24 protein-coding genes and 1 pseudogene are annotated in these 21933 nt (G+C 67.3%); 8 read left to right on the forward strand and 17 right to left on the reverse strand.

What is annotated here, in order from left to right:
- Nucleotides 1-45: 45 nt before the first annotated feature.
- The 3 genes from AC1DTW_RS14470 to AC1DTW_RS14480 all read right to left on the reverse strand — a co-directional run bounded on the left by AC1DTW_RS14470 (nucleotide 46) and on the right by AC1DTW_RS14480 (nucleotide 1409).
- Entirely contained in the window at nucleotides 46-315 is a 270-nt protein-coding gene (locus tag AC1DTW_RS14470; protein WP_477981907.1) for a DMT family transporter, read from the reverse strand.
- 77 nt (nucleotides 316-392) lie between these two features.
- Nucleotides 393-758 (reverse strand): antibiotic biosynthesis monooxygenase family protein, encoded by a 366-nt coding sequence (locus AC1DTW_RS14475; protein WP_477981874.1) that lies wholly within the window; start codon nucleotides 756-758, stop codon nucleotides 393-395.
- Between the two features lie 27 nt (nucleotides 759-785).
- A complete protein-coding gene (locus AC1DTW_RS14480; protein ID WP_477981875.1) occupies nucleotides 786-1409 on the reverse strand; it encodes an FMN-binding negative transcriptional regulator in 624 nt (207 codons plus the stop codon).
- 89 nt (nucleotides 1410-1498) lie between these two features.
- Here AC1DTW_RS14480 and pdxR point away from each other — a divergent pair, with 89 nt between their 5' ends.
- Entirely contained in the window at nucleotides 1499-2986 is a 1488-nt protein-coding gene (gene pdxR, locus AC1DTW_RS14485) for a MocR-like pyridoxine biosynthesis transcription factor PdxR (RefSeq protein WP_477981877.1), read from the forward strand.
- Between the two features lie 811 nt (nucleotides 2987-3797).
- Here pdxR and AC1DTW_RS14490 read toward each other — a convergent pair.
- Complete coding sequence (locus AC1DTW_RS14490; RefSeq protein WP_477981909.1) at nucleotides 3798-4625, reverse strand: inositol monophosphatase family protein; 828 nt, start codon at nucleotides 4623-4625, stop codon at nucleotides 3798-3800.
- Between the two features lie 273 nt (nucleotides 4626-4898).
- Nucleotides 4899-5015: pseudogene (locus tag AC1DTW_RS14495) on the reverse strand (EthD domain-containing protein); the annotation flags it as partial.
- A 29-nt stretch (nucleotides 5016-5044) separates the two neighbouring features.
- Between AC1DTW_RS14495 and AC1DTW_RS14500 the strand changes: the two are divergent.
- Nucleotides 5045-5695, forward strand: coding sequence for an IS3 family transposase (locus AC1DTW_RS14500; protein ID WP_477981911.1), 651 nt, complete (start codon nucleotides 5045-5047; stop codon nucleotides 5693-5695).
- 51 nt (nucleotides 5696-5746) lie between these two features.
- Entirely contained in the window at nucleotides 5747-6106 is a 360-nt protein-coding gene (locus tag AC1DTW_RS14505; RefSeq protein ID WP_477981878.1) for a sensor histidine kinase, read from the forward strand.
- 49 nt (nucleotides 6107-6155) lie between these two features.
- On the opposite strand, the gene AC1DTW_RS14510 is transcribed toward AC1DTW_RS14505, so the two are convergent.
- The 11 genes from AC1DTW_RS14510 to AC1DTW_RS14560 form a co-directional block, all read right to left on the reverse strand.
- Nucleotides 6156-7076, reverse strand: a complete 921-nt coding sequence (locus AC1DTW_RS14510; RefSeq protein ID WP_477981879.1) for an acyltransferase domain-containing protein — start codon at nucleotides 7074-7076, stop codon at nucleotides 6156-6158.
- On the reverse strand, nucleotides 7073-7951 hold the full coding sequence (locus tag AC1DTW_RS14515) for a triphosphoribosyl-dephospho-CoA synthase (protein WP_477981913.1): 879 nt from the start codon (nucleotides 7949-7951) through the stop codon (nucleotides 7073-7075). Before AC1DTW_RS14515 ends, AC1DTW_RS14510 begins: the two co-directional genes overlap by 4 nt.
- Nucleotides 7951-8631 carry a malonate decarboxylase holo-[acyl-carrier-protein] synthase gene (mdcG, locus tag AC1DTW_RS14520; protein ID WP_477981880.1) on the reverse strand — a complete coding sequence of 227 codons (681 nt, stop codon included), beginning with the start codon at nucleotides 8629-8631 and terminating at the stop codon, nucleotides 7951-7953. Before mdcG ends, AC1DTW_RS14515 begins: the two co-directional genes overlap by 1 nt.
- Nucleotides 8632-8642: 11 nt before the next feature.
- Nucleotides 8643-9344, reverse strand: coding sequence for a biotin-independent malonate decarboxylase subunit gamma (locus AC1DTW_RS14525; RefSeq protein ID WP_477981881.1), 702 nt, complete (start codon nucleotides 9342-9344; stop codon nucleotides 8643-8645).
- An 11-nt stretch (nucleotides 9345-9355) separates the two neighbouring features.
- The gene (locus AC1DTW_RS14530; RefSeq protein WP_477981883.1) at nucleotides 9356-10246 is read right to left on the reverse strand and encodes a biotin-independent malonate decarboxylase subunit beta; all 891 of its coding nucleotides are present in this window, start codon (nucleotides 10244-10246) and stop codon (nucleotides 9356-9358) included.
- Nucleotides 10243-10566: a malonate decarboxylase acyl carrier protein gene (gene mdcC / locus AC1DTW_RS14535; protein ID WP_477981884.1), complete on the reverse strand. Its 324-nt coding sequence runs from the start codon at nucleotides 10564-10566 to the stop codon at nucleotides 10243-10245. Before mdcC ends, AC1DTW_RS14530 begins: the two co-directional genes overlap by 4 nt.
- Nucleotides 10567-10580: 14 nt before the next feature.
- Complete coding sequence (mdcA, locus tag AC1DTW_RS14540; RefSeq protein ID WP_477981885.1) at nucleotides 10581-12263, reverse strand: malonate decarboxylase subunit alpha; 1683 nt, start codon at nucleotides 12261-12263, stop codon at nucleotides 10581-10583.
- A gap of 14 nt (nucleotides 12264-12277) precedes the next feature.
- Complete coding sequence (madM, locus tag AC1DTW_RS14545) at nucleotides 12278-13042, reverse strand: malonate transporter subunit MadM (protein WP_477981886.1); 765 nt, start codon at nucleotides 13040-13042, stop codon at nucleotides 12278-12280.
- A 5-nt stretch (nucleotides 13043-13047) separates the two neighbouring features.
- Nucleotides 13048-13464, reverse strand: coding sequence for a malonate transporter subunit MadL (gene madL / locus AC1DTW_RS14550; protein WP_477981915.1), 417 nt, complete (start codon nucleotides 13462-13464; stop codon nucleotides 13048-13050).
- 207 nt (nucleotides 13465-13671) lie between these two features.
- The gene (locus tag AC1DTW_RS14555) at nucleotides 13672-14586 is read right to left on the reverse strand and encodes a LysR substrate-binding domain-containing protein (RefSeq protein ID WP_477981887.1); all 915 of its coding nucleotides are present in this window, start codon (nucleotides 14584-14586) and stop codon (nucleotides 13672-13674) included.
- Between the two features lie 76 nt (nucleotides 14587-14662).
- Entirely contained in the window at nucleotides 14663-14803 is a 141-nt protein-coding gene (locus AC1DTW_RS14560; protein ID WP_477981888.1) for a hypothetical protein, read from the reverse strand.
- A gap of 456 nt (nucleotides 14804-15259) precedes the next feature.
- Here AC1DTW_RS14560 and AC1DTW_RS14565 point away from each other — a divergent pair, with 456 nt between their 5' ends.
- The 5 genes from AC1DTW_RS14565 to AC1DTW_RS14585 all read left to right on the forward strand — a co-directional run bounded on the left by AC1DTW_RS14565 (nucleotide 15260) and on the right by AC1DTW_RS14585 (nucleotide 20851).
- Nucleotides 15260-16225: a LysR family transcriptional regulator gene (locus AC1DTW_RS14565; protein WP_477981889.1), complete on the forward strand. Its 966-nt coding sequence runs from the start codon at nucleotides 15260-15262 to the stop codon at nucleotides 16223-16225.
- Nucleotides 16226-16337: 112 nt separating this feature from the next.
- Nucleotides 16338-17348: an ornithine cyclodeaminase family protein gene (locus AC1DTW_RS14570; protein ID WP_477981890.1), complete on the forward strand. Its 1011-nt coding sequence runs from the start codon at nucleotides 16338-16340 to the stop codon at nucleotides 17346-17348.
- A 22-nt stretch (nucleotides 17349-17370) separates the two neighbouring features.
- Nucleotides 17371-18390: a dihydrodipicolinate synthase family protein gene (locus AC1DTW_RS14575; RefSeq protein WP_477981891.1), complete on the forward strand. Its 1020-nt coding sequence runs from the start codon at nucleotides 17371-17373 to the stop codon at nucleotides 18388-18390.
- A gap of 13 nt (nucleotides 18391-18403) precedes the next feature.
- Complete coding sequence (locus AC1DTW_RS14580; RefSeq protein ID WP_477981892.1) at nucleotides 18404-19873, forward strand: NAD-dependent succinate-semialdehyde dehydrogenase; 1470 nt, start codon at nucleotides 18404-18406, stop codon at nucleotides 19871-19873.
- 24 nt (nucleotides 19874-19897) lie between these two features.
- On the forward strand, nucleotides 19898-20851 hold the full coding sequence (locus tag AC1DTW_RS14585) for a Bug family tripartite tricarboxylate transporter substrate binding protein (RefSeq protein ID WP_477981893.1): 954 nt from the start codon (nucleotides 19898-19900) through the stop codon (nucleotides 20849-20851).
- Nucleotides 20852-20861: 10 nt separating this feature from the next.
- Here the strand turns inward: AC1DTW_RS14585 and AC1DTW_RS14590 are convergent, their stop codons facing one another.
- A complete protein-coding gene (locus AC1DTW_RS14590) occupies nucleotides 20862-21743 on the reverse strand; it encodes a LysR family transcriptional regulator (protein WP_477981894.1) in 882 nt (293 codons plus the stop codon).
- Nucleotides 21744-21933: the final 190 nt, after the last annotated feature.

Below are 21933 nucleotides of genomic sequence, written 5' to 3' on the forward strand. Positions count from 1 at the left end.
GTTACGACCGGGGAAGCACACTCGTCGAATGCGCCGAGCAACGCATCAGGTCACGCTCGCCAACTTGAGCCCGACGATTCCGGCGACGATCAGGCCGAGGCTCATCAACCGTCCCGCAGTTCCCGGCTCACCCAAGAGCAGCATGCCGAGGATCGCGGTGCCGACAACACCTATGCCCACCCACACGGCATAAGAAGCCCCCACGGGCAGCGACTTCATGGCAATGCCCAGCAGCACGACGCTGAGCACCATGGCGGCAAGGGTGAAGACGCTGGGCCGCGGACGCGTGAACCCTTGCGTGTACTTGAGCCCGATGGCTCACCCCACTTCGAGCAGCCCAGCCACCATCAACAGCACCCACGCCATGCTTCATTCCCTCGATGAGCCCGTTGTCAACGATCGGCTGACGGCGGCATCTGCCGCGTCGATAGTCCGCCTTCGCGCGTCGCCATCGGGTGCGCGACACCGCCGTCGCCATAGCTCCGCAGCACGTGGGCGATGGTCACCTGGTAACCATTGAGCCACCGACCTTGTCTCTGCTTGGCTGCCAGATGCGTCGGATGCTCGATGATCTGCTGCAGGGCGTTGAGGCTCGCCCAGTAGTAGACGTTGCAGATCAAGCCCGTGGCCGGGCTCTCCCAGCTCTCCTCGCCCAGGTAGCCAGGCGTGGACTTGGCGATCTGCGCGATCACCTGGTCGAGCGCGTGAAACGCATCGTCGAACTCGCGCTTGGCGAAGGTGAAGGTGGCGGTGTACATGGGGCGAGGAGGGACAGGATCGCTCGGTCAATCTGGGCTGCGCATCCGCAACGCCAGTTCGGCATGCCCCCGCTCGCCAAGGACCTGGGCGGCAGCGAGCCGGTCGCGCGCTTCCCTGTTCTGGCTGAGCTTGGACTTGCCCACCAACGACGTGATGGCGATCTCGATGCCGACGATGTTGCGCAACTGCGCGTCGATGTACTCCGGTGCCGAGTCGGACATCTTCCAGGGCTTCGGCTCGGCGGCTTCGTGCCGTCTGGTCAGTCGCGCCACCAGGCCGCGCACGAAGCGCTCGTCGTCGCGCACGGTGAGCGTGCCATGCGCATGGACCACCTCGTAGTTCCAGGTCGGCACCTGGCGGTGCGACTCGTGCTTGCTCGGGTACCAGCTGGGTGAGATGTAGGCCTCGGCCCCTCGGAAGATCACCATCACCGACGAGCCGATGGGGCAACGCTGCCACACCGTGTTGCCGCGGGCCACATGCGCGGTCAAGGTGCCGTGCGGGCCAACGCCGGGATCGAACTCGAACGGAAGGTGGTCAGCATCGAGGCTGTCGCCTCCGTGTGTCACCAACACGCCGAGCGGATGCTCGCGGATGATCCGGTGAAGCACGGCCGGGTCGGCAACGGCAAAGTGGGGCGGGATGTACATGGCGAGACGGGAGCCTTTCGTCACTGTGGCTGGTTGGGACTATCCCGGGTCACCGGCACAATCGCAAGTGCCAGTCTTGTGGAGTTTCAATGGGCCAGTCTCGAACGCCTCCTTCGTCCCGGCACCCGGGTGCCACGGGAGCGGGCCGGCGGATCTATGACCTGCTGCGAATCCAAATTGCCGACGGAACCCTGCCGCTCGGGGCGCGGGCGCCTTCAACCCGCGCGCTGGCGGCCGAACTCGGTGTGTCGCGCACCACGGTCACAGCCGTGTACGAGCAATTGGCGGCGGAAGGTTTCCTGGTCACGTCCGCCGGACGCGCAGCGTGCGTGGCCAGCACGCTGGCACCGAGCGTTCCGGCCGCCGTCGAGCGCGACGGCCGACCCGTTGCACCGCTCTCGAGCTTCGGGCGCCGCGTCGAGAAGATGGTCCTCTCGGCGCTGCCTGCCGCCGAGCCGGCCCCGATCGACTTCCTCTACGGCGCGATCGCCACGCGGGATTTTCCAGCCATGGCGTGGCGGCGCGCCTACCTCGCGGCGCTACTGAATCCGCCGCAGCGGCTGTACTACTCGCTGCCCGAGGGCGACTTGTCGCTTCGGCGCGCACTGCAGGGCTACCTGGGGCGCGCGCGCGGCTTGCGCTGCAACGCCGAGCAGATCGTCATCGTCCATGGCTCGCAACAGGCCATCGATCTGTGCGCGCGGGTGCTGCTGGATCCGGACGATGCCTTCGTCTTCGAGGACCCGGGCTACCTGATGGCGCGGCGCTGCTTCGAGGCGACCGGTGCCAGGCTGCTGCCCGCACCGGTAGACGCGCACGGCATCGACACCGACCATTTGCCCCGCGACGCCAGGGTACGTCTAGCCTACGTGACCCCATCCCACCAGTTCCCGCTTGGCGGAACGCTGCCGATCGCACGGCGGCAAGCGTTGCTGAACTGGGCCAGGCAGCAGCGAGCGTGGGTGATCGAAGACGATTACGACGGCGAGTTCCGTTACGGGCAACGGCCGATCGACGCACTGCAGGCGATCGACACCGAGGGCCGCGTGATCTACGTCGGCACGTTCTCCAAGGCCTTCTCGCCGCAGATGCGGCTCGGTTACCTGGTGCTGCCGTCTGCGCTGGTCCCGGCCTTCCGTCAGGCCAAGCGTCTGACCGACCGCCATGCCCCCTTGCTCGAGCAGCGCGTGCTGGCCTCGCTGATTGAAAGCGGCGCCTACGAGCGACACGTACGGCGCATCAGACGCGAGAACGAACGTCGACGCACGGCCTTGTTGGAGGCCATTGCTCGGCATCTGCCCGATGACACGCAGGTGCAAGGCGCGGCCGCGGGCCTGCATGTTGTGGTCTGGTTCCCCCGGCTCCTTCCAAAGGCCGAGCCTGCCCTGCTCGAGGCGGCGCGCCGCCGAGGCGTTGGCGTGCACACCGTGTCGGGACTCTTTGCTCGATCGATGCCGCACCACGGCATGAGGCCCGCAGGCCTTGTCATCGGCTATGCGAGCCTGACGACCGAGCAGATTCGATTCGGCATCCGCGGGCTCTCCGAGGCACTCGCGGATCTGTCGAGTGCTGGCTAAGCACGCGACCGTCGCTAGTCGTTGTCGGTACTCACGCGGCAGAGCCGCATCTCTGGCGCGCTACGGCTTCTGAACCCACGAATCGTTCGTGAAAGGATCTCAGTGCGGCGCACGGGAAGCATCGCGCGACATTTCGCGCGACCGAGCTGGGGTTCTCCGCGCATTGGGTGAGGATGTTGGCTTTGTATGCGATGCCGCTCGCGAGAATGTCATCGATGCGGCTGCCGAGTTCGGCCCAAGCGTCTCGCTTCTCATCGGCGTAGTCGTGATAGCCGCTGGGGCTACATACCGGACCCGGCGCCTGCACCTACGATCCGACCACCGAGCCGAACGTGCTTTGTGTATCGGCCGGAGGCATCAACACGTCGTCCGCGTACGTGACGGTGACGCAGGCCAACGCGATAAACAAGATCTGGTACGGCATGACAGCGGATGGCTGCGTGCCGGTGTCTGGCGCGCGCAACGGCAATCTCGGCCAATTCCTCGGGGGTGGTACCTGACTGCCGCGCTGAGCGCGCATCCACATCCAGACAGGATGCGCACTGCGTGGTCATCAATGGCTGCTTTCGGACGATCGGCCGACGGTCAGCTCTTTAGCCGTGAACGATTGTTCGCGGGCGTCAGCTATGGAAGCATCGAGACGACGGCGGACCGCTTCGCGGTCTCCTGTTCGCGGAGACCGCGCGCCCGTGGACGACCCACTCCTGTCCTCCGCGCCAATCATTTGGACGCCTCGGAGCCGACGCTCAACCAAGCCTTGCCCACCCGAAGCCCGCTCTTGAAGCCGCCGGTTCGTACTTGTGCAAGGTGCCTACTTCAGCAATGCGGCTCGTGCGGCATGGAAGCTTGCCTCGTCAGTGGCGCAGATCAATCCGCCGCTGATATGCGAGGGACGATAGGGGCTGCCATCAAAGTGAGCGCTGTAGCCGCCGGCCTCCCGGTGAAGCAGCCATCCCGCGGCGTGATCCCAGGGCATCAGCTTGTTGTAGAAGAGCGTGTGCACCCCGCCGGCCGCTGCGAGTCGATACTCGTGAGCCGCGCACCTGAACCAGGCGGTCGTCGCAAACCGCGACAGTCTCGAATTGACCTGCGTGCGCATCGGCTCCGGCAGGAAGTTCGTGCCCACGATGCCATGCATCTCCGACACGGGCACCGGCGCCGCCACATGGAGCGAGATCCGTCCGGCGTCGGGGCGGTCGAGCCACGCGCCTTCGCCCTTCATCGCGTACGCGGTAGCGCGGCGCACCGGGTCGTGGATCACCCCTGCGACGACTTCTCCGGCGACGGTCACAGCCACCATCACACCGAAGAGAGGAAGACCCGAGGCAAAGTTTTTGGTGCCGTCAATGGGATCAATGATGAACGCCAAGTCGGCCGCGTCGATGGACCGGAGCAGGGACGGATCCCGGTGCGTGGCCTCCTCGCCGATCAGCGAAGCGCCGGGGTACCGCGCATGCAGGGCAGAGCCGATGCCTGCTTCAGCCTGTTCATCGGCCTCGGTGACGACATCGAAGGCCGAGGTCTTCTGCCGCGCATCGACGAAGGCCAGGCGCTCGAAGCGTGGCATGATCTCGTCCCTCGCCACCGCCGCGACCAGTTCGCCGAGGAAGGTTAGGTCGGTGATCTGGTACGTCTTCATGGCGATGAGGTAGAAGTCTGTGAGAGGTGATGCTATCCGGCGGAGTTTGGCGGATGGATGCTTTGCCTGGCCGAGTGTCGCTGTAGGCTCGACGACTTTGATTGCACGCTTGCAGCTGCAGGTCATCCCGACGTGGCCACGACGATGCCAGGCTGGCCCCGCCCTCAGCTGATTTTCGCCAATGTCCGGAGATGGCCGATACCAGCGCCTGGGTGTCTTCAGACTCGATCTGGTGCGTTCAACGATCAGACCGCTCGACGGGACGACCTCGCTGAACTGGAGCACCGGCGCGATGTCGGTGTAGTTGGCGATGTCGCCCCGGATCTCGGCGCCGTGCTCCTGCATGGCGGCCTCGTAGCCTTCGGCCGAATCACAGATGAACGCGCACATCGCCACGAAGGCGGATCGACGGCTGGGCCATCAACGTCAAGCGCACGTACCGGGTCTACCGCGAGGAAGGCCTGATGGTGCGCAAGCGCCGGCGCAAGAAGCTGCCCGTGCCCGAGCGACAGCCGCTCGTGCGCCCAATGCAACCCAACGAGGTGTGGAGCATGGACTTCGCGTTCGACGAACTGGCCAACGGTGGGCGGGTCAAGACGTTGACGGTCGTGGATGACTGCAGCAAAGAGGCCGTGCAGATCACGGCCGATACATCCATCCCGGCGTTGTACGTGACGCGCGTGCTCGACCAGGCCAAGGCCGAGCGCGGCCTGCCCAAGGTGATCCGCACCGACAGCGGTCCGGAGTTCGCCGGCCGCACGATGCAGACCTGGGCAGCAAGGAATGGCGTGGAGCTGCGCTTCATCCAACCGGGCAAGCCGGTGCAGAACGCCTACATCGAGAGCTTCAACAGCCGCTTCCGCGACGAGCGCCTGTCGCAGCGCTGGTTCGCCAGCCTGAGCCACATGCGCAGCGTGATCGACAACTGGCGCGACGACTACAACCACCACCGGCCGCACAGCACCCTCGGGTACGTGCCACCGGCCATGTTCGCCGCGCAGTGCCGCCAGCTCGCKGGCGSCACTGCGCAAACCACCGCATCAACTACGATGCAAACCCTCGAGCTCTAGATCGAAGTGCTACGAAAGCCGGGGGCAGCGCAGCGCGGCCCGCCGTGCATCGTGATCGGCAGTGCAGGGCAACTGCAGCAGGTGCTGATGAACCTGCTGCAGAACGCGGTCGATGCGGCCTCACGGCCGGGCGCGAGCCACCCGCAGCTCTGGCTCACGCTGGAGCGCGACGACGCGCAGGTGCGCATGCGCCTGCGCGACAACGGCCCGGGCATCCTGCCCGAGCACCTGTCGCGCATTTTCGAGCCGTTCTTCACGACCAGGCCGGTGGGCAAGGGCACGGGCCTCGGGCTGTCGATCAGCTATGGCATCGTCGAGCAGCGCGGCAGCCGGCTGAGCGCGCACAACCGTGCGGAGGGCGGTGCCGAATTCGTTCTCGAGCTGCCGCTGGCGCCGCCGCACAGTCATTGAGACTTGCCGGTCGGGGCGGACTCGGCTGCCGCCTCGACATGCTGCGCGCTCAGTCCCTGCGATTGCGCTGCACCCAATCGACGATCGCTGACTCGCTTCGGAATTCATCGGCCGAGCGGGCGGGCACGTCCGGGTAACGTTGATTCCACATGCGCGCGAGGGCCGCGCCGGGCCCGACTTCGAGCACGCACCCGACCCGGCGCGTATGGATGTGGTCCATGCAAGCGCTCCAGCGGAGCGTCTGCGCGATCTGCAATGCCAGGGCGCGAGCGGCTTGCGTGCCGCTCGTGATGCGGTCGGCAGCGTTGCTGAACAAGTGCACTCGCGGCGCCTGCAACGGCAGCGTCGACAAGGCGAGCGCGAACTCGTCGGCGGCTGCTTGCATCCATGGCGTGTGCGAAGCCACGTTGACCTTGAGCCGGGTACATTGCGCGCCCGCAGCTTCAGCCGCTCGCTGTGCCGACTCCAATGCCGAGTGCGGCCCACCCAGCACGACAGCGTGACTGTCATTGTCGATCGCGATCGCGCTACCGGACTCGGCGCACAGTCGCTCGATCTGCGCGGGCGCCAAGCCGCTGACGGCGAGCAAGCCCCCAGGTGCCGCATGGGCGCAGCGGTCCATCGCACGCGCTCGGGTGCCAGCCAGCGCGAGGGCCGTGCGCGCGTCGAACACGCCAGCAGCGGCGAAACTTGCAAGTTCACCGACGCTGTAGCCCGCCACGGCCGCGGGAGGTGACAGCAATCGTGACAACTGTGCCCAGGCAGCGAGGTTGAGGCCGGTCAAAAGCGTCTGGGCGTTGACGTTTCGCGAGGCCCAATCCGGATCGTCGAGGTGGGCGCGCCAATCGTCGATGCCGAGTTCGTGGCGCGTCTGTTCGACGAGGTCATCTTTGTCCAGCCAGGGCAGCATGGCCGAATGCTGCATGCCCTGTCCGGAGAAGAGAACCGCGAAGCCCATGATGCCTGTCACGCCGTCCGCAGTGATCCGATGCGCACGACGAGGCAGGCGGCGGCCAGCGTGTCGGCCGCGCCGCCGGGCGACAGGCGGCGGCTGACGAAGTCCCGGCCGATGTCGAAGGCCGCCGCGACTGCGCCGGGCCGCGCCGCGCCGCCGGCGGCGAGGAACTCGCTCGCCGTGTGCTGGGCATGGCGAAGACCTTCCAGGCCGCCCCGGTGCGCCAGGTTGCTGTCGTCCAGGATCGCCATCACGTGGAACAGCGTGTCCAGCAGCACCTTGCGCCGCGCCAGCCGGCGCGCCGCGGCGGCCTGCATCGCCGGCAGCGCGGTGTCGAACAGCACCGGAAAAGCCAGCGCCGCTTCCGCCGAGGCGCTGCGCAGACCGTGTCGGCGCGCGGCGATGCCGCCCGGCAGGCCTGACTGCCGCGTGGCCCGCACAGCGAGCGCATCGCCCCAGCACTGCAGCAGTGTGCTGCGCAGCACCGCAGGAGTCGGGTCGCGTCCGGAGCCGACGGCAGCACCCGCCGCTGCGCACAGCAGCCCGAGGGTGAAAATCGCGCCACGGTGGGTGTTGACGCCACCGGTGGCTGCGAGCATTCGGGCCTCGGCTTCGATGCCGCAGCGTTCCAGGGCGTCGAACGGCGCACGCAGTTCGCCCAGACCCGCAATGCGCACGAAGTAGCCGCGCAATGCGAACAGGCTTCGCATGAACGTGTGGGCGTCCATGTCGTCGTGACTGCCGGTGTCGACGAGCGTGACCAAGCCCGGCTTCGGCCACAAGGCCAGTTCGTCGTACAGCGCGAGCGTGGCGGCATGGCCGATGGCTCGGGGCGCCGGTAGTGAGGGAGCCCGGCCATGGTCGGCAACCCCGGCGACGGCTCTGCGCATCATGCTGCCTGCGCGAAAGCCGCAGGAGACCCTTGCCGGCCCGGCGAATGCACCAACGCGCTGCCGGCGATGGTCTTCACCAGCAACGACTTCACGCGTCCGGCGCGCCAGGCGAGCCATTCGCGCCAGGCCACCGCCGCGCCATCGTCGAACATCAACTCGCCGTCCAGACGTGGAAGGTCGTCCGAGATGGATTGAAGAGATGCTGCCACCGCATCGGCCTGGGCCATGTCCGACACCGACACCCACAGGTCGACATCGGAGCCGGCACGCACGTGATCGAACCCGCTCAGCACTTGCCAGCCGTAGCTGCCGTATACGCGTGCATTGGCCTTCGCCGCCTTCAGTTCGACGCAAAGACGGCGCCATGCCGGACGCGCCGGAACCGGCAACAGGTCGAGCACCTTTGCTGCGACGGGGAACTCGTCGAAATACAGCACGTCGTTGCGTGCGACGGTGAGAGCCAGGCGCCGACGCCCCCATCGCCCGGGCGCCGGCAACCCAACGGCGATCGAGTCTTCGCGGGCGGGGTCGGTCTGCCGTGTCACGACGAGCGGCAGTCGCCTTGCGGCCCAGTGGACGAGGCAGTCGCGCGCAGCGGCGTCCCAGTCGCGATCGTGCACTCTGCGCCAGCCGGCATCACCGAGCCAGACGATCTGGTGTCGACGCAGGGGCACCATGGCCAACCTCCTCAGGCGGCGTCGAGCACGCGCTGCACCACGCTCGCCGCGAGCCGGCGGCCGCCGCGCCGCTCGCCGTCGCGTGCACGCCGGTCTTCGACAGGTGCATCGGCCAGCGCCTCGCGCAGCGCCGCGGGCAGGTCCCCTGTCCACAGCGCACGCACACCGCCCATCGCCACATAGTTGGCGACACCGGGCGCGAACACCGGGTTGGTCTGAGAGAGCGCGGTCAGCATCGCCTCGGGAAGCTTGGTGACGCGTGCCATCGCCGGGATCCTCATCACGCGGATCTCGGCCTCGGGCAGCGCGTCGCAGGCATCGGCAATCAGGCCGGAGGTGATGAAGCCGCCGGACAAGGCCTGGTCGTAGACGAGCCCAAGCACGCGGTGTCCGCGCCGGCGTGCGAGATCGATGCACATGCCGAGGTGGGCCATCGCGCGGTTGATGCCGAGCAGCTCATCGCGTCGGCGCAGCTGTTGTCCCTGGGTGTCGATCAACAGCAGGATCGGGCGACCGGGATGCTTCGCCAGCGTATCGAGCACGGCGCGCGCCTGAGCCAGTGCGAGCCGCACGCCGATCGGCGCGTGGTTCGTGGTGCCGATCACCGCGAGCAGCTTGCCGTCGAAGCGCGCGGTGCCGCACAGCACATCGCCGTCCTGCGCGATGCCATGATCGACCTCGAACAAGGTCGTGGCCAGGGTGTTCCAGTCCATTCGCAGGCTCCTCAAACGGTGCGCAGCGCGCGCACGGCATCGACATCCAGACCAGGCACGCACGCAGCGTCGGCGACACCGAGACGCGCCCACAAGGCCATCGCTTCGTCACCGTCGACGGTGTCGGGCAGCAGCCGCAGCCGCTTCGCCAGCAGCCTGTGTTCGGCCTCCAGCCGTTCCAGCGTCACGGGAGTCGACGTGTCGAGCGCAGCGATCGCCGCGGCGCGGAACTGCGCCACGTCGTCTTCGACCAGCACGTCGCAATCGCCGCTGAGCCAGCGGTGCTTGCCCCCGGTGGTGCGCCACACCAGGGCACGGTCACGCGCATCGAATTCGTCGACGCCGTGCGAGGCCTCGATCACCTCGGGGCCGGACATCGCGAGGCGCCCCATGTCGCTCATCACGACCCAATCGGCGCAGCGCGCCACGATGCCCATGCCGCCGAAACAACCGTTGGCACCGCCGATCAGCATCACGACCGGAATGCCCGTCGCGCGCACATCGAGCAACGCGCGCATGACCTCGGACACCGCGATCAGCCCGGCGTTGGCCTCGTGCAGGCGCACGCCGCCCGATTCGGCGAGCAGCAGCACCGCATCCGGTCGGTCGCGCAATGCGCGCTGCAGCAGCCCGACCAGCTTGGCTCCATGCACCTCGCCGACGCCGCCGCCCATGAACTCGCCTTCCTGCGCGGCGATGAAGACGGGTCGGCCGGCCAGCGTCGCGCGGCCGATCGCGACGCCATCGTCGAAGGCCGATGGCACGCCGAGTTGCGCGAGATGCGGGCTGGTGATGCGTTCGGCCGGCGGCAGCCATTCGTGGAAGCTGCCTGCATCGACCAGGCGCGCGAGGCGCTCGCGTGCCGAGCATTCGGCATAGCTCACGGAAACATTGGCGGTCATGATGCGAGCTCCGAGACGGCCTGGTCCAGCCGGAGGCTGACGACCGCAGGCGTCGCGCCCATGTCGTTGACCGACACGCGCACGCCGGCCAGCGGGTGGCGCTGGTGAAAGTCGCGCGCCACCGCCTCCCAGATCGAACCGAAGCCGCGCGCCGAGGTCTCGATGTGGATGTCGCAGTGGGTGCCCGGCCCGGGCTCCAGCAGTACCTCGAGGTTGCCCGAACCGACCACACCGACCAGCACGGGCGCGAAGGCACCCGCCGGGCGTTGGCCGGGAAAGCTGTAGTCCAGGGTTTCGAGCCCCGGTGCGATGTCGCTCATGTCGTGTCTCCGATCTACCAATTGCGGAAGCGCTTGGGTGGGCTGTAGAGGCCGCCCGAGGCACGCACCAGGTCGCGCATGCTGCGCGCGGCCAGCAGGTTGCGCGTGGCCTCGCGCGGGTCGATGCCCATGTCCTGCGGCCGGCGTATGACGCCCCGGTCACGCAGGTTCTCGACCATGCGCCGGTCGCGTCCGAGGCCGACGGCCGTGTAGCCGGCCACGCCGCGGATGGCCTGCTCGCGCTCGGCGTCGCTGCGGCACAGCAGCAGGTTGGCGATGCCTTCTTCGGTCAGGATGTGGGTCACGTCCTCGCCGTAGATCATGATCGGCGGTAGGTCCATGCCCGCCTGCTCCTGCAATGTCCACGCGTCGAGGCGCTCGACGAAGGCCGGTTGCATGTGCTCGCGGAAGGTCTCGACCGTCTGCACCACCAGCTTCTGGCCGCGTGGCGTGCCGGCGGCCCCCGCGCGGCCCTGGCGCGCTTCGCGCCCCGCCTTCAGCCAGGCCGGGCTGGTGTGGCGGCGGCCGCGGGCATCGGCGCCCATGTTGGGCGCGCCGCCGAAACCGGAGATGCGGCCCAGCGTCGCGGTGGAGCTGTTGCCGTCCAGGTCGATCTGCAGCGTCGAGCCGATGAACAGGTCGCAGGCGTAGTGCCCGGCGGCCTGGCAGAACGCGCGGTGGCTTCTCAACGAGCCGTCGGCGCCGGTGAAGAACACATCGGAGCGCGCACGGATGTAGTCCTCCATGCCGAGCTCCGAGCCGAACGAGTGGATCGACTCGACCCAGCCGGCTTCGATCGCAGGGATCAGCGCCGGGTGCGGGTTCAGCGCCCAGTGCCGGCAGATCTTGCCCTTCAGGCCGAGCGCTTCGCCGTAGGTCGGCAGCAGCAGCTCGATCGCCGCGGTGTCGAAGCCGATGCCGTGGTTCAGACGCTGCACGCCGTACTCGGCGTAGATGCCCTTGATCGCCATCATCGCCATCAGCACCTGGATCTCGCTGATCTGCGCCGGGTCGCGGGTGAACAGCGGCTCGATGACGTTGGGACGCGGTGCCTTGACGACGAAGTCGACCCAGTCGGCGGGGATGTCGACGCGCGGCAGGGTGGTCGTCTTGCCGTCGACCAGCTCGTTGACCTGCGCGATCACGATGCCGCCGGAAAAGGCCGTCGCCTCGACGATCGCCGGCGTGTCCTCGGTGTTGGGCCCGGTGTACAGATTGCCCGCCGCGTCGGCGGCGTGCGCGGCCACCAGCGCGACCTTGGGCGTGAGGTCGACGAAGTAGCGCGCGAACAGTTCGAGGTAGGTGTGGATCGCACCGATCTCGATGCCGCCGGCCGATACCAGCTTGGCCAAGCGGGCGCCCTGCGGCCCGGAGAAGCTGAAGTCCAGCCGTTTGGCAATGCCGTTCTCGAAAATGTCCAAGTGTTCGGGCAAGGACAACACCGACTGCACCATGTGAAGCGCGTGCACGCGCTGCGGGTCGACCTGCACCAGCGCCTGAGCCAGGAAATCCGCCTGCTTCTGGTTGTTGCCTTCGAGGCACACGCGGTCACCGGGCTCCAGCGTCGCCTCCAGCAGGATGCCGATTGCCTTGGTGGCGACGAGCTTGCCGGTCAGGTCCGAGCCGAGTTCGTGCCGGGCGCGAGCCAGTCGGTCCTCGCGGTTGAGCGCCTTGGTGTTCCAGTTCATGCGGTCCATCGTGTTCACCTCGCTCAGCCGACCAGCGCCTTGACGGCGAAGTACAAGATCGACGGGCCCATCAGACAGCCCAGTCCGGTGTGGAATGTGGCCACCAAGGCGCCGTAGGGCACCAGCTTGCGGTCGGTGGCGGCCAGTCCCGCGGAGACGCCGCTGACCGTGCCCGCCAGACCGCCGAAAACCATCGCCGAGCGCGGCGTCTTCAGTCCGAGGAATTTGGCCGCGATCGGCGTGCCGATCATCACCATGATCGCCTTGACGAGACCCGTGGCGATGGAGAGTGCCATCACGTCTGAGCTCGCACCGATCGCGGCACCGGTCACCGGGCCGACGATGTAGGTGACGGCACCGGCACCGATCGTCGTCATGCTGACCGCGTCCGAGTAGCCCATGCTCCAGGCTACCGAGGCGCCAACGACGAAGGGAAGCACCGTGCCCAGCAGCAGCGCGACGACGCCCACCATACCGGCCTTGCGCGCCTCGGTTGCCTGCACCTCGAAGGCCGTGGCGACGATTGCGAAGTCGCGCAGCATGGCGCCGCCCATCAGGCCGATGCCTCCGAACAGCGACAGGTCGGCCAGGCCCTTGTGCCCGCCGGTCGAAATGCCGCCCCAGTAGGCCAGCACGAGACCGATCACGATCGCGATGGCGGAGCCGTGCACGCGCCCCATCGTCAGGTGCTTCGAGATCTGCATCGACAGCAGCATCACCAGGCCGACCGCGGCGAATGCCGTCACGAGGCCGTTCTGGGCGGCGGCCTTTTGAAGGATTTCAATCATGAGGTTCACTCCACGTCGAGCAGCAGGGGGTTGTCGTGCAGCACCGGTGCAGGTTCGGCGCCGGCCGGCCGGTGCTCCGTGCGGTTGATGACGGCGATGACACAGGCACACAGGGCAACGGCGCCGAGCGCCGACAGCAGCGCCACCGGGCCGCCGCGCAGTGCCGCGACCACGTCTTGCTGGGCGGCCATCGCCACCACGACCGGGATGTACATCGCACCCCAGTACTCGACACCGAGTTCGGTCAGCTTCGGCAGGATGTTTTTCTTCGCCATGTAGAGGCGGATCACGATCAGCAGGAGCATCGCGATGCCGACGCCGCCGACATTGGTCTTCACGCCCAACGCGTGGCCCAGCAGGTCGCCGAGGAAGATGCCGAGCAGGTGGCAGACGGCCAGCAGCGCGGTGCCGTAGATGATCATGGTTGATGTCTCCAGTATTGAGCCGCGCGTCGTCGGCTTGTGGGAGGACTTGTCGCCGCTCGCCAATCGAAGGGGCGCGAATCCATGGACCACACGTTATTCGTGGGTCCGATTCCGATCAATCAAGCACGGGAGACAACCGTTGCACGCTTCGAAACGATCGAGGGGTTACCCTTGTATCGAGGCGAAGGTTGCCCGACCCGAAGGTCAGCCGAGGTCAGGCTGGCAGCCGCGGCAAGTGGCCAGCAGCGCAAGCAGGTTTGGATCGCGCTCGCGCGTGCGCAGGAAGTTGACGCTGATCTTCTGGCGCATGGAGAACCTGGTCTGCAGCGGAATCAACTGCACGTTCTTCGGCAGCGTCGCGCGCACGCGCCCGGGCAGCAGCGTGCAACCCATGCCACCGCCCACCAGGTTCATCAGCGAGAAGATGTCGCCGGTCTTCATGACCACGTTCGGCCTGAACCCGGCCACGCGAAACGCCTCCAGGAAACCGCTGTAGGTGACGAAGCCCTCGCTCAGGCTGACGAAGCGCTCCTCGACACAGACGCTCAGGTCCACCTCCGACTGACCCGCGTAGCGCGAGTTCTCCGGTGCGGCGAAGAAGATGTCATCTTCGAACAGCAGTTGGGACTCGATGTCGGGCGCATCCTCCGGAAGCCCCATCAACGACGCGTCGATCACGCCTTCGTGCAGCTTGCGGAGCAGGTCGGCATTCGAGCCCAGCACCAGCTCGGTCTGGATGTCAGGCTTGCGCAGCTTCAGCCCCATGGCCACCGCCGGAACGACCCGGCTGGTCAACGAATAGAGCGAGCCGATGCGAATGCGGTCGGATCCATAGCCGGCCAGTTCACGGGTCAAGCGAATGCCTTCATCCATCGCGCGCAGCACCTCGCGAGCGGTCTCGGCCAGTGCGCGAGCGGCCTCATTGGGCAACAGATTCCGCCCCTCCGTGCGGAACAGCGCGCAGCGCGTGCCGGCCTCCAGCGAATGAAGTGCGCGGTGCACGCTGGCGGTGCTGACGCCCAGTTGTTCCGCCGCACGTGCCAGGTTCCCGGTCTCCATGAACGCCAGCAGGAGCTCGAGCTTCCGGAAGGTGATCTCTTCGTCGATTCGTGCGACCATCGTCGAGTCCTCTGCCAATCGGGCAACGGCCAGTCGCGGACCAAAATGACTGCTGTCGCCCTGATTTAGATTCCCGTCAGGTGGCTGTGGCTTGGCTGGGCGGGATGTACCGGCTCAATGCGTGCTTGGTGACGTGCAAGGCCTGCGCGCCGATGGTCTTGGCGACTTCGGCCTCGGCCCTCAGCAATGCACGGCGGAAGTCGTCGAGCCAGTCCATTCCTTTGGGAGTGAAGTACACCAGGCGAGCCCGTCCGTCCGCGGGACTTTCGTTCCGAAAGAAGCGCTCGATATAGTCAGGTATCCTGACTAAACACGCAAGCTCCATCGAGGCGGTGGTTTCCCTAGCCGTGTGAGGCTCGGAGGACCGGGCGCGCTGAGACTCCCATGTTCAGGAAGCCGATCGACGTAGCCCTCGGAGATGATCAGTCCTGATCCGACGCGCTGCGTAGTATTTTGCAATCAGTGCTGTCGTCCGGCCAGCACCAACTCCGGTGCGTGGCATCGGGAGGCTGCAAACGCCGCTGTCAAAATTGCGAAGGATCGCCACGATGGGCGCGGTTGCGGTGTGCTGCGTTTAAGGCGCCGTGAACTTTTTGACTCCATGTTGCACGAATGGCGCCGTCGCAAGAGACTTCCTCCAAGCCGATAACAGGTGCATCAGCCTGACTGATCGATGACCAACAGCGCTCGCTCGAGATCTCCCACGACTACGCTGCCCGACGAAGGTGCACTGCCACTCCCGGCGCTCATCATCGATGCGCGCTGGCAAGTCTTCCTGCGTGTCGCCGCCGCAGGGAGCCTGAGCAAAGGTGCCACGGCGCTGGCCATGCCGCAATCGATGGTGAGCCGTGCGATCACGCATCTGGAACGCCAATGCGGCGAGCGCCTTTTCGTGCGTACCGGTCGAGGCGTCGTGTTGACCGAGTTCGGTGCGCAGCTCTTGCCGCGCATGGCTCGGTTGGCGCTGGATGCGGAGGTGATCGCCGACGATATCCGAGCCGCACGCGGTCGGCCGGTCGGCGAGGTGCTGATCGGTCTGCTGCCCTCGGCTGTGCCGCGCTATACCGGGCTGCTCGCGACGGCGGTGCGTGCGCAGATGCCTGGCGTGCGGCTGCATCTGATGGAGGGCGCCAGTGCGCTGCTCGAGGAGCAGCTGCGCGAGGGCCGGCTCGACATGGCCGTGGTGCTCCGCGAGGACGAAGCAAGCGTTGGCGACGCGCGCCTCCTCGCCCGGTTGCCGTTGCACCTGATCGGGCGCCACGCTGACATGGCGCTCGCGCGCGACGAGGTGCCGTTGGCAGAGCTTGCCGGGCTGCCGCTCGTCCTGCCTGCTCGACCGCACCTGCTGCGCGCACGGCTGGACCGCCTCGCGGCGGAGCACGGCCTGCATCTGCGCGTGGCGATCGAAGCCGACTCGGTGCAATTGCAGTACGAGGTTGCGGCCGCCGGCGCCGGCTATGCGATCGCTTCGGTCGCCGCGGGCCGTATCGACGCGCGGCTCACGTCCGCGCGCATCGTGCAGCCCGAGCTCGAGCGCTTCATCGTGCTCGCCGAATCGCCGCGCCGGCCTCACACGCGCGCCACACGCGAGGTGCACCGTCTGGTCTGCGCGCTCGCGGACGACATCGCCGCGGGCTGACGAGCGCGCGCTGGTCCATCGACTTTTCGCAACTCTGCTTTGCGCGGACAGCAGTGCCCGGATCGTGGCCAAGTCAGTATGGTCCGATCCATCTCACCAATGCCGCCGCCCCGTGTCCACCACCGCTGCCCTGACGCTGCCCGCGCCCACGCTGTTCCTCTCCGACGCCAACGTTGCCGCACTCGCTGACTGGCGTTCAACAGTCGACGCCTTGGCCGGCGCCTACGGTCTGCTGGTTTCTGCTGCCATGGTGCCGCCGCGCTCGATGGCGCGCGGCGAGGGCTTCTGGCTGCGTAGCCTGACGGCCATCTCGCCGAGCGGCGCGACCATGGGCTGCAAGCTCATCGCGGCCTCACCGCGCGGGCGCCGCGCCAGCTACCTGATCTCGCTGTTCGACCAGCAGACCATGGCGCTTGCGGCATTGATCGACGGCAACCGCGTCACCGGCCTGCGCACCGCCGCCACCGCAGCGTTGGCTGTGGACCGGCTGGCACCGCAGCGGCCGCTGACCGTGGGCGTCATCGGCTCGGGCTTCGAGGCGCGCAACGCGCTCGAATGCCTGGCGGCCGTGCGCACGCTGAAGTCGGTGCGGGTCTTCAGCCCGACGCCGGCCAGCCGCGAACGCTTCGCCGAGGGCTTCCGCCCCACTATGGATGTGACCGCGGTCGACTCGGCCGAGGCCGCGGCGCAGGGCGTGGATGTCGTGCTGTGCGCGGCGCGCAGCCGCGACGAATCGCCGGTGCTTCGCGGTGCCTGGCTGCCCGCCGGCGCCACCGTCGTCTCGCTCGGCTCGACTCTGCCCGAGCAGCGCGAGGTCGACGTAGAGACGATGGCGCGCGCCTCCTGCATCGTGGCCGACATGCCCGAGGAGGTGGCGCACGACACGGGTGACGGCATCGCCGCCTCGAAGGCCAGTGTGGATATCGCGGGCAAGCTGGTGCCGCTGTCGGACCTCGTGGCCGGTCGCATCGCGCCCCGGCGCAGCGACGGCGACATCGTGCTCTACAAGTCCGTCGGTTCGGCGCTGCAGGACATCGTCGTCGCCGAGATGCTGCTCGCCCGCGCCCGCCAACTCGGCCTGGGCGTGGAGCTGCCGGTCAGCATCCTGCCCATTGCCAAATAACTCCGTTTCAAGGAAATCTCCCATGCCTGCTTACAAGAAATCTGACGCCCGCGCCTGGGCCCGCCAGCACCTCGTTGGCTGCTCGTCCGTCACCATCCCCAGCTACAGCGCCGACCTCAAGCGCCTGAACGAACGCGGCATCCGCCACGACGTCGAGCGGGTCGTGAAGCTGGGGTTCAGCTACACGCTGCTGTGTTCCGAGCTGGCGATCACTGCCCAGGAGAACGCGCAGTTCACCGCGGTGGCGCGCGACACGGCGGGCGGCAAGCTCGGCCTGTTCTTCCACGCCGCGTTCGGCACGCTGGCCGACAACATCGAGGCCGTCAAACTGGCCGAGAAGGCCGGTGCGGACCTGGTGCTGCTGTCGTACCCGTCGACCTTCTGGCCCACCAGCGAGCAGGAGATCTACGACTACACGAAGGCCTTCTGCGATGCGACCGACCTGGGCGTGATGCTCTTCCCGATCCCGACCTGGGGATTCGAGCGCGTGGACCCCGCGGGCATGTCGCTGGCGCTGATGCACCGTCTGCTGAAGGACTGCCCCAACGTCGTGGCGATCAAGTCCGAGCAGGGCTTTCCGTTGCCGGCGGGCATCTGCGAGATGTACCACCACTTCCGCGACGACGTGGTGATCAGCTGCCCGATCGAGGGCGATGCGATCCCGCTGATGAGCCTGATGAAGCTGCAGTTCTCGGGCACCAGCAACACGCAGTGGATGGGCGACTATTACCCGCGCGCCTTCGAACTGGCCCGCACCGGCCGCTTCGAAGAGGCGATGAAGCTCTACTGGAAGGTCAACCCAGCGCGCCAGGCCAACATGGCTGCGTCGGCGGCCTCGGCGCCTGCCATCGGCGCGCTCAACCGCACCCAGTGGAAGTATCAGGACTGGCTCGCAGGCTTCAACGGCGGGCCGCTGCGGGCGCCGTCGCTGCGCATCCCCGACCGCTGGATGAAGTCGCTGCGCCAGGGTCTGGCGGCCTCGGACTGCGAAGTCACGCTCGACCCCGATTCGGCGTTCATCGTCGGCCGGTATCCCTGCTGAGTGCAGGTCCACGATGAAACACCTGCTCAACGACGCCACGCTGTGGCGCGAAGCCGCCTACATCGGCGGCGCATGGCTCGCCGAGACGCCGCATGGCCGCTATGCGGTGAACAACCCGGCCGATGGTTCGCGTCTGGTCGAGCTGCCGCGCTGCCGCGAAGACGAGACACGCCGCGCCATCGATGCCGCGCAGGCCGCGTTTGGCCCGTGGCGCCGCACCACCGCGAAGGCGCGTGGTGAGGTGCTGCGCCGCTGGTACGAATTGATCGTCCAGCACAAGGACGACCTGGCGACGCTGATCACGCTCGAGGAGGGCAAGCCGCTGACCGAGTCGCGCGGCGAGATCGACTACGCGGCCGGCTTCGTGCGCTGGTTCTCCGAAGAGGCCACGCGCGTGCGCGGCGACGTGATCCCGGGCGTCAAGGAAACGCAGCGCATCATCGCGCTGCGCGAGCCTGTGGGCGTCTGCGCCGCGATCACGCCGTGGAACTTCCCGGCCGCGATGATCACGCGCAAGGCCGGCCCGGCGCTGGCCGCCGGCTGCACGATGGTCGTCAAGCCCGCGAGCCAGACGCCGATGACGGCGCTTGCGCTGGCCGAGCTGGCGCACCGTGCCGGCGTGCCGGCGGGCGTGTTCAGCGTGCTCACCGGCAACGACACGCGCGCCATCGGCAGCGAGCTCACGTCCAACCCCGTGGTTCGCAAGATCACGTTCACGGGTTCGACCGAAGTCGGGCGCATGCTGCTGGCGCAGGCTGCGCAGACGATCAAGAAGTGCTCGATGGAGCTGGGCGGCAATGCGCCGTTCATCGTCTTCGACGATGCCGATCTCGACGCTGCCGCCGACGGCGTGATGTCCGCCAAGTTTCGCAATACCGGCGAGTCATGCATCGGCGCCAACCGCGTGCTGGTGCAATCGAGTGTGTATGACGCACTGGCCGAGCGCATCGTCGCGCGTGTCGCGAAGCTACGCGTGGGCAACGGCCTGGAAGACGGCGTGAACCTTGGCCCGCTGATCGACGTCGCGGGCGTGGACAAGGTCGAGGAGCACGTGGCCGATGCGCTTGCCAAGGGCGCGCGTCTGCTGCACGGCGGGCGCCGCCATGCGCTCGGCGGCAACTTCTACGAGCCGACCGTGCTGGCCGACGTGACGAGCGCAATGCGCATCGCGCACGAAGAGACCTTTGGCCCGGTGATGCCGCTGTTCCGCTTCGAGACCGAGGACGAGGCCATTGCAATGGCCAACGACTCCGAGTTCGGCCTGGCCGCGTACCTGTACAGCCGCGATGCGGCGCGCATCTGGCGCAATGCCGCGCGCATCGAATCAGGCATGGTCGGCATCAACTGCGGGCTGATCTCCAACGAGGTGGCGCCCTTCGGCGGCATCAAGCAGAGCGGCCTGGGCCGCGAGGGCTCGCACCTCGGAATCGATGAGTACGTGGAGGTGAAGTACCTCTGCTGGGACGGGCTCGATGCGGTCTGAGGTGTGCGCGGGGGGAAAATGGGCATGAGACGACATCGCTTCCTCATCGGGCTGGCTGCGGCTGCGGTTTCGCTGTCGTGCGCCGCCCAGAGCGCGGCACCGGTACTGCGCCTCGTCGTGCCGTTTCCAGCCGGTGGGGTGACCGACTTGGCGGCGCGCTCGCTGGCCGAGCGGCTCGGCCCGGCGCTCGGGCAGACGGTGATCGTTGAGAACAGGCCAGGCGGCGGATCGCGCATCGGCACCGACGCGGTGATGAAGGCGGCGCCGGACGGCCAGACCCTGCTGTTCACCAACCCGAGCTACGCCATCCTCCCGATTGTCGATCCGGCGGTGAAATACGAGGCCGACAAGAGCCTGTTGCCGGTCGGGATGTTGGCCAGCTATGGCTTGTCGCTGGTGGTGTCGAATGCACTGCCGGCGAAGACGTTGCCCGAACTGGTGGCCTATGCGCGCAGCCATCCCGGCAAATTGAGCTATGGCAGCTCGGGCCCAGGCAGCGGCACCCATTTCCTCGGCGAGTACTTCAAATCGCTGACGGGCACGTTCATCGTCCACGTCCCTTATCGTTCCAGCTCGGGTGCCCTCAACGACGTGGCGGGTGGCATCCTCGACATGACCTTCGATGCCACCGCGAAGGCCTACGCCGACGCGGGCAAGGTGCGCGTGTTGGCCGTCACCGGTGCGCATCGCGACCCTCGCATGCCAGGGGTGCCGACGGCGGTAGAGGCCGGGCTCAAGGACTTTGTCATCGTGAGCTGGGTCGGGCTTCTCGCACCGGTCGGCACGCCGCCAGCGACGCTCAAGCGCCTGAATGTGGCGCTGAACGAGGCCCTGGCCGCGCCGACGCTGCGTCAGCGCTTGCAGGAGATGGGCCTGACGCCGGAAGGAGGCGACGCCCAGCGCATGCTGCGCCAGATCCGCGACGACGTGCAGTTGCACCGCCAGATCGCCAAGCAGGCCGGGCTGCGCTTCGAGTAAGGCCCTCCATTCAGAACTCGTCGATCCGACGCGCTGCCTCGACGATCAGACCGCGCAGCCAAGTCAGGCCGGGATCCTTGGTGCGGAACTTGTGCCATTGCATGGCTTGCTCCATCGGATCGATCTTCATCGGCGTGGGGCGAATCTCGAGCGGCCAGGCGCCAACCAGGCGGCGTGCCACGCGTTCGTGCACGGTCGCGATCCTGTCGGTGCCGACCAGCAGCGCGGGCAACGTGATGAAGCTGTAGGTCTGCACGGCGACGTGGCGCGTGACGCCGTAGCGCTTGAGGAACCACCCCTCGAAAGCATCGGCGCGTCCTCCGGCAGGTTGCATCACCACGTGCTCCGCGGCGACGAAGCGATCGAAGCTCAACTCTCCGTCGGCGAGCGCTCCGCCGCGCCACACCATGCAGACAAAGCCTTCTCGGTAGAGGACCTCGCGCGGGTGATCGGGCGACATGAATCCGGTCGGGATGATCAGCAGGTCGGCCTCGCCGCGTTCGAGATCCAGGTGCGGCGTTGCAACCTGCGGCGCAAACTCGAAGCGGACCTTGCTTCGCTGCCGGGCCGCCAGCGTCATCATTGCCGGTGCCAGCACCAACTGGGTGTAGTCCGAGGCGAAGATGCGAAACGTCCGGTCGCTGTCGTGCGGCGCGAAGGCAGGTGGCACGGCGATCGTGCTGTCGAAGCGCAGCAGCAGGTCGCGCACGCCCTCTCTCAAGCTCTCGGCGCGCGGGGTCAGTTCCATCTTGCGGCCAATCTGAACGAGCAAGTCGTCGTCGAAATACGCTCTCAATCGCGAGAGCGAATTGCTGATGGCCGACGGGCTGAGACTGAGAACCTCGGCGGCGCGCGTCACGCTGCGCTCCTTCAGCAGCACGTCGAGAGCCACGAGCAAGTTCAGATCGAAATTGTGGAATCGCACGTGGGTTTCTTGCCTTTGGATCGGAGGTTGGAGGGATATAAATCTCACGCGCGGTCGCGCAGCTGCGCTCGATGGTCCGAACGAGGCGTGTTCATGCGGGTTTGCCCTCGATCGTTCCGCGCCATCGAATCGACGCTTCGATCGAAAGGATTTCTCT

The sequence above is a fragment of the Rhizobacter sp. P5_A1 genome, assembly GCF_056400745.1.

Coding starts and splice junctions, on each gene's coding strand:
- mdcG (WP_477981880.1), bottom strand. CDS start 8,631: ATGGTGCCCCTGCGTCGACACCAGATCGTCTGGCTCGGTGATGCCGGC.
- AC1DTW_RS14565 (WP_477981889.1), top strand. CDS start 15,260: ATGACCAACAGCGCTCGCTCGAGATCTCCCACGACTACGCTGCCCGAC.
- AC1DTW_RS14480 (WP_477981875.1), bottom strand. CDS start 1,409: ATGTACATCCCGCCCCACTTTGCCGTTGCCGACCCGGCCGTGCTTCAC.
- madL (WP_477981915.1), bottom strand. CDS start 13,464: ATGATCATCTACGGCACCGCGCTGCTGGCCGTCTGCCACCTGCTCGGC.
- madM (WP_477981886.1), bottom strand. CDS start 13,042: ATGATTGAAATCCTTCAAAAGGCCGCCGCCCAGAACGGCCTCGTGACG.
- pdxR (WP_477981877.1), top strand. CDS start 1,499: ATGGGCCAGTCTCGAACGCCTCCTTCGTCCCGGCACCCGGGTGCCACG.
- AC1DTW_RS14525 (WP_477981881.1), bottom strand. CDS start 9,344: ATGGACTGGAACACCCTGGCCACGACCTTGTTCGAGGTCGATCATGGC.
- mdcC (WP_477981884.1), bottom strand. CDS start 10,566: ATGAGCGACATCGCACCGGGGCTCGAAACCCTGGACTACAGCTTTCCC.
- AC1DTW_RS14580 (WP_477981892.1), top strand. CDS start 18,404: ATGAAACACCTGCTCAACGACGCCACGCTGTGGCGCGAAGCCGCCTAC.
- AC1DTW_RS14475 (WP_477981874.1), bottom strand. CDS start 758: ATGTACACCGCCACCTTCACCTTCGCCAAGCGCGAGTTCGACGATGCG.
- AC1DTW_RS14575 (WP_477981891.1), top strand. CDS start 17,371: ATGCCTGCTTACAAGAAATCTGACGCCCGCGCCTGGGCCCGCCAGCAC.
- AC1DTW_RS14530 (WP_477981883.1), bottom strand. CDS start 10,246: ATGACCGCCAATGTTTCCGTGAGCTATGCCGAATGCTCGGCACGCGAG.
- AC1DTW_RS14490 (WP_477981909.1), bottom strand. CDS start 4,625: ATGAAGACGTACCAGATCACCGACCTAACCTTCCTCGGCGAACTGGTC.
- AC1DTW_RS14515 (WP_477981913.1), bottom strand. CDS start 7,951: ATGCGCAGAGCCGTCGCCGGGGTTGCCGACCATGGCCGGGCTCCCTCA.
- AC1DTW_RS14555 (WP_477981887.1), bottom strand. CDS start 14,586: ATGGTCGCACGAATCGACGAAGAGATCACCTTCCGGAAGCTCGAGCTC.
- AC1DTW_RS14560 (WP_477981888.1), bottom strand. CDS start 14,803: ATGGACTGGCTCGACGACTTCCGCCGTGCATTGCTGAGGGCCGAGGCC.
- mdcA (WP_477981885.1), bottom strand. CDS start 12,263: ATGGACCGCATGAACTGGAACACCAAGGCGCTCAACCGCGAGGACCGA.
- AC1DTW_RS14585 (WP_477981893.1), top strand. CDS start 19,898: ATGAGACGACATCGCTTCCTCATCGGGCTGGCTGCGGCTGCGGTTTCG.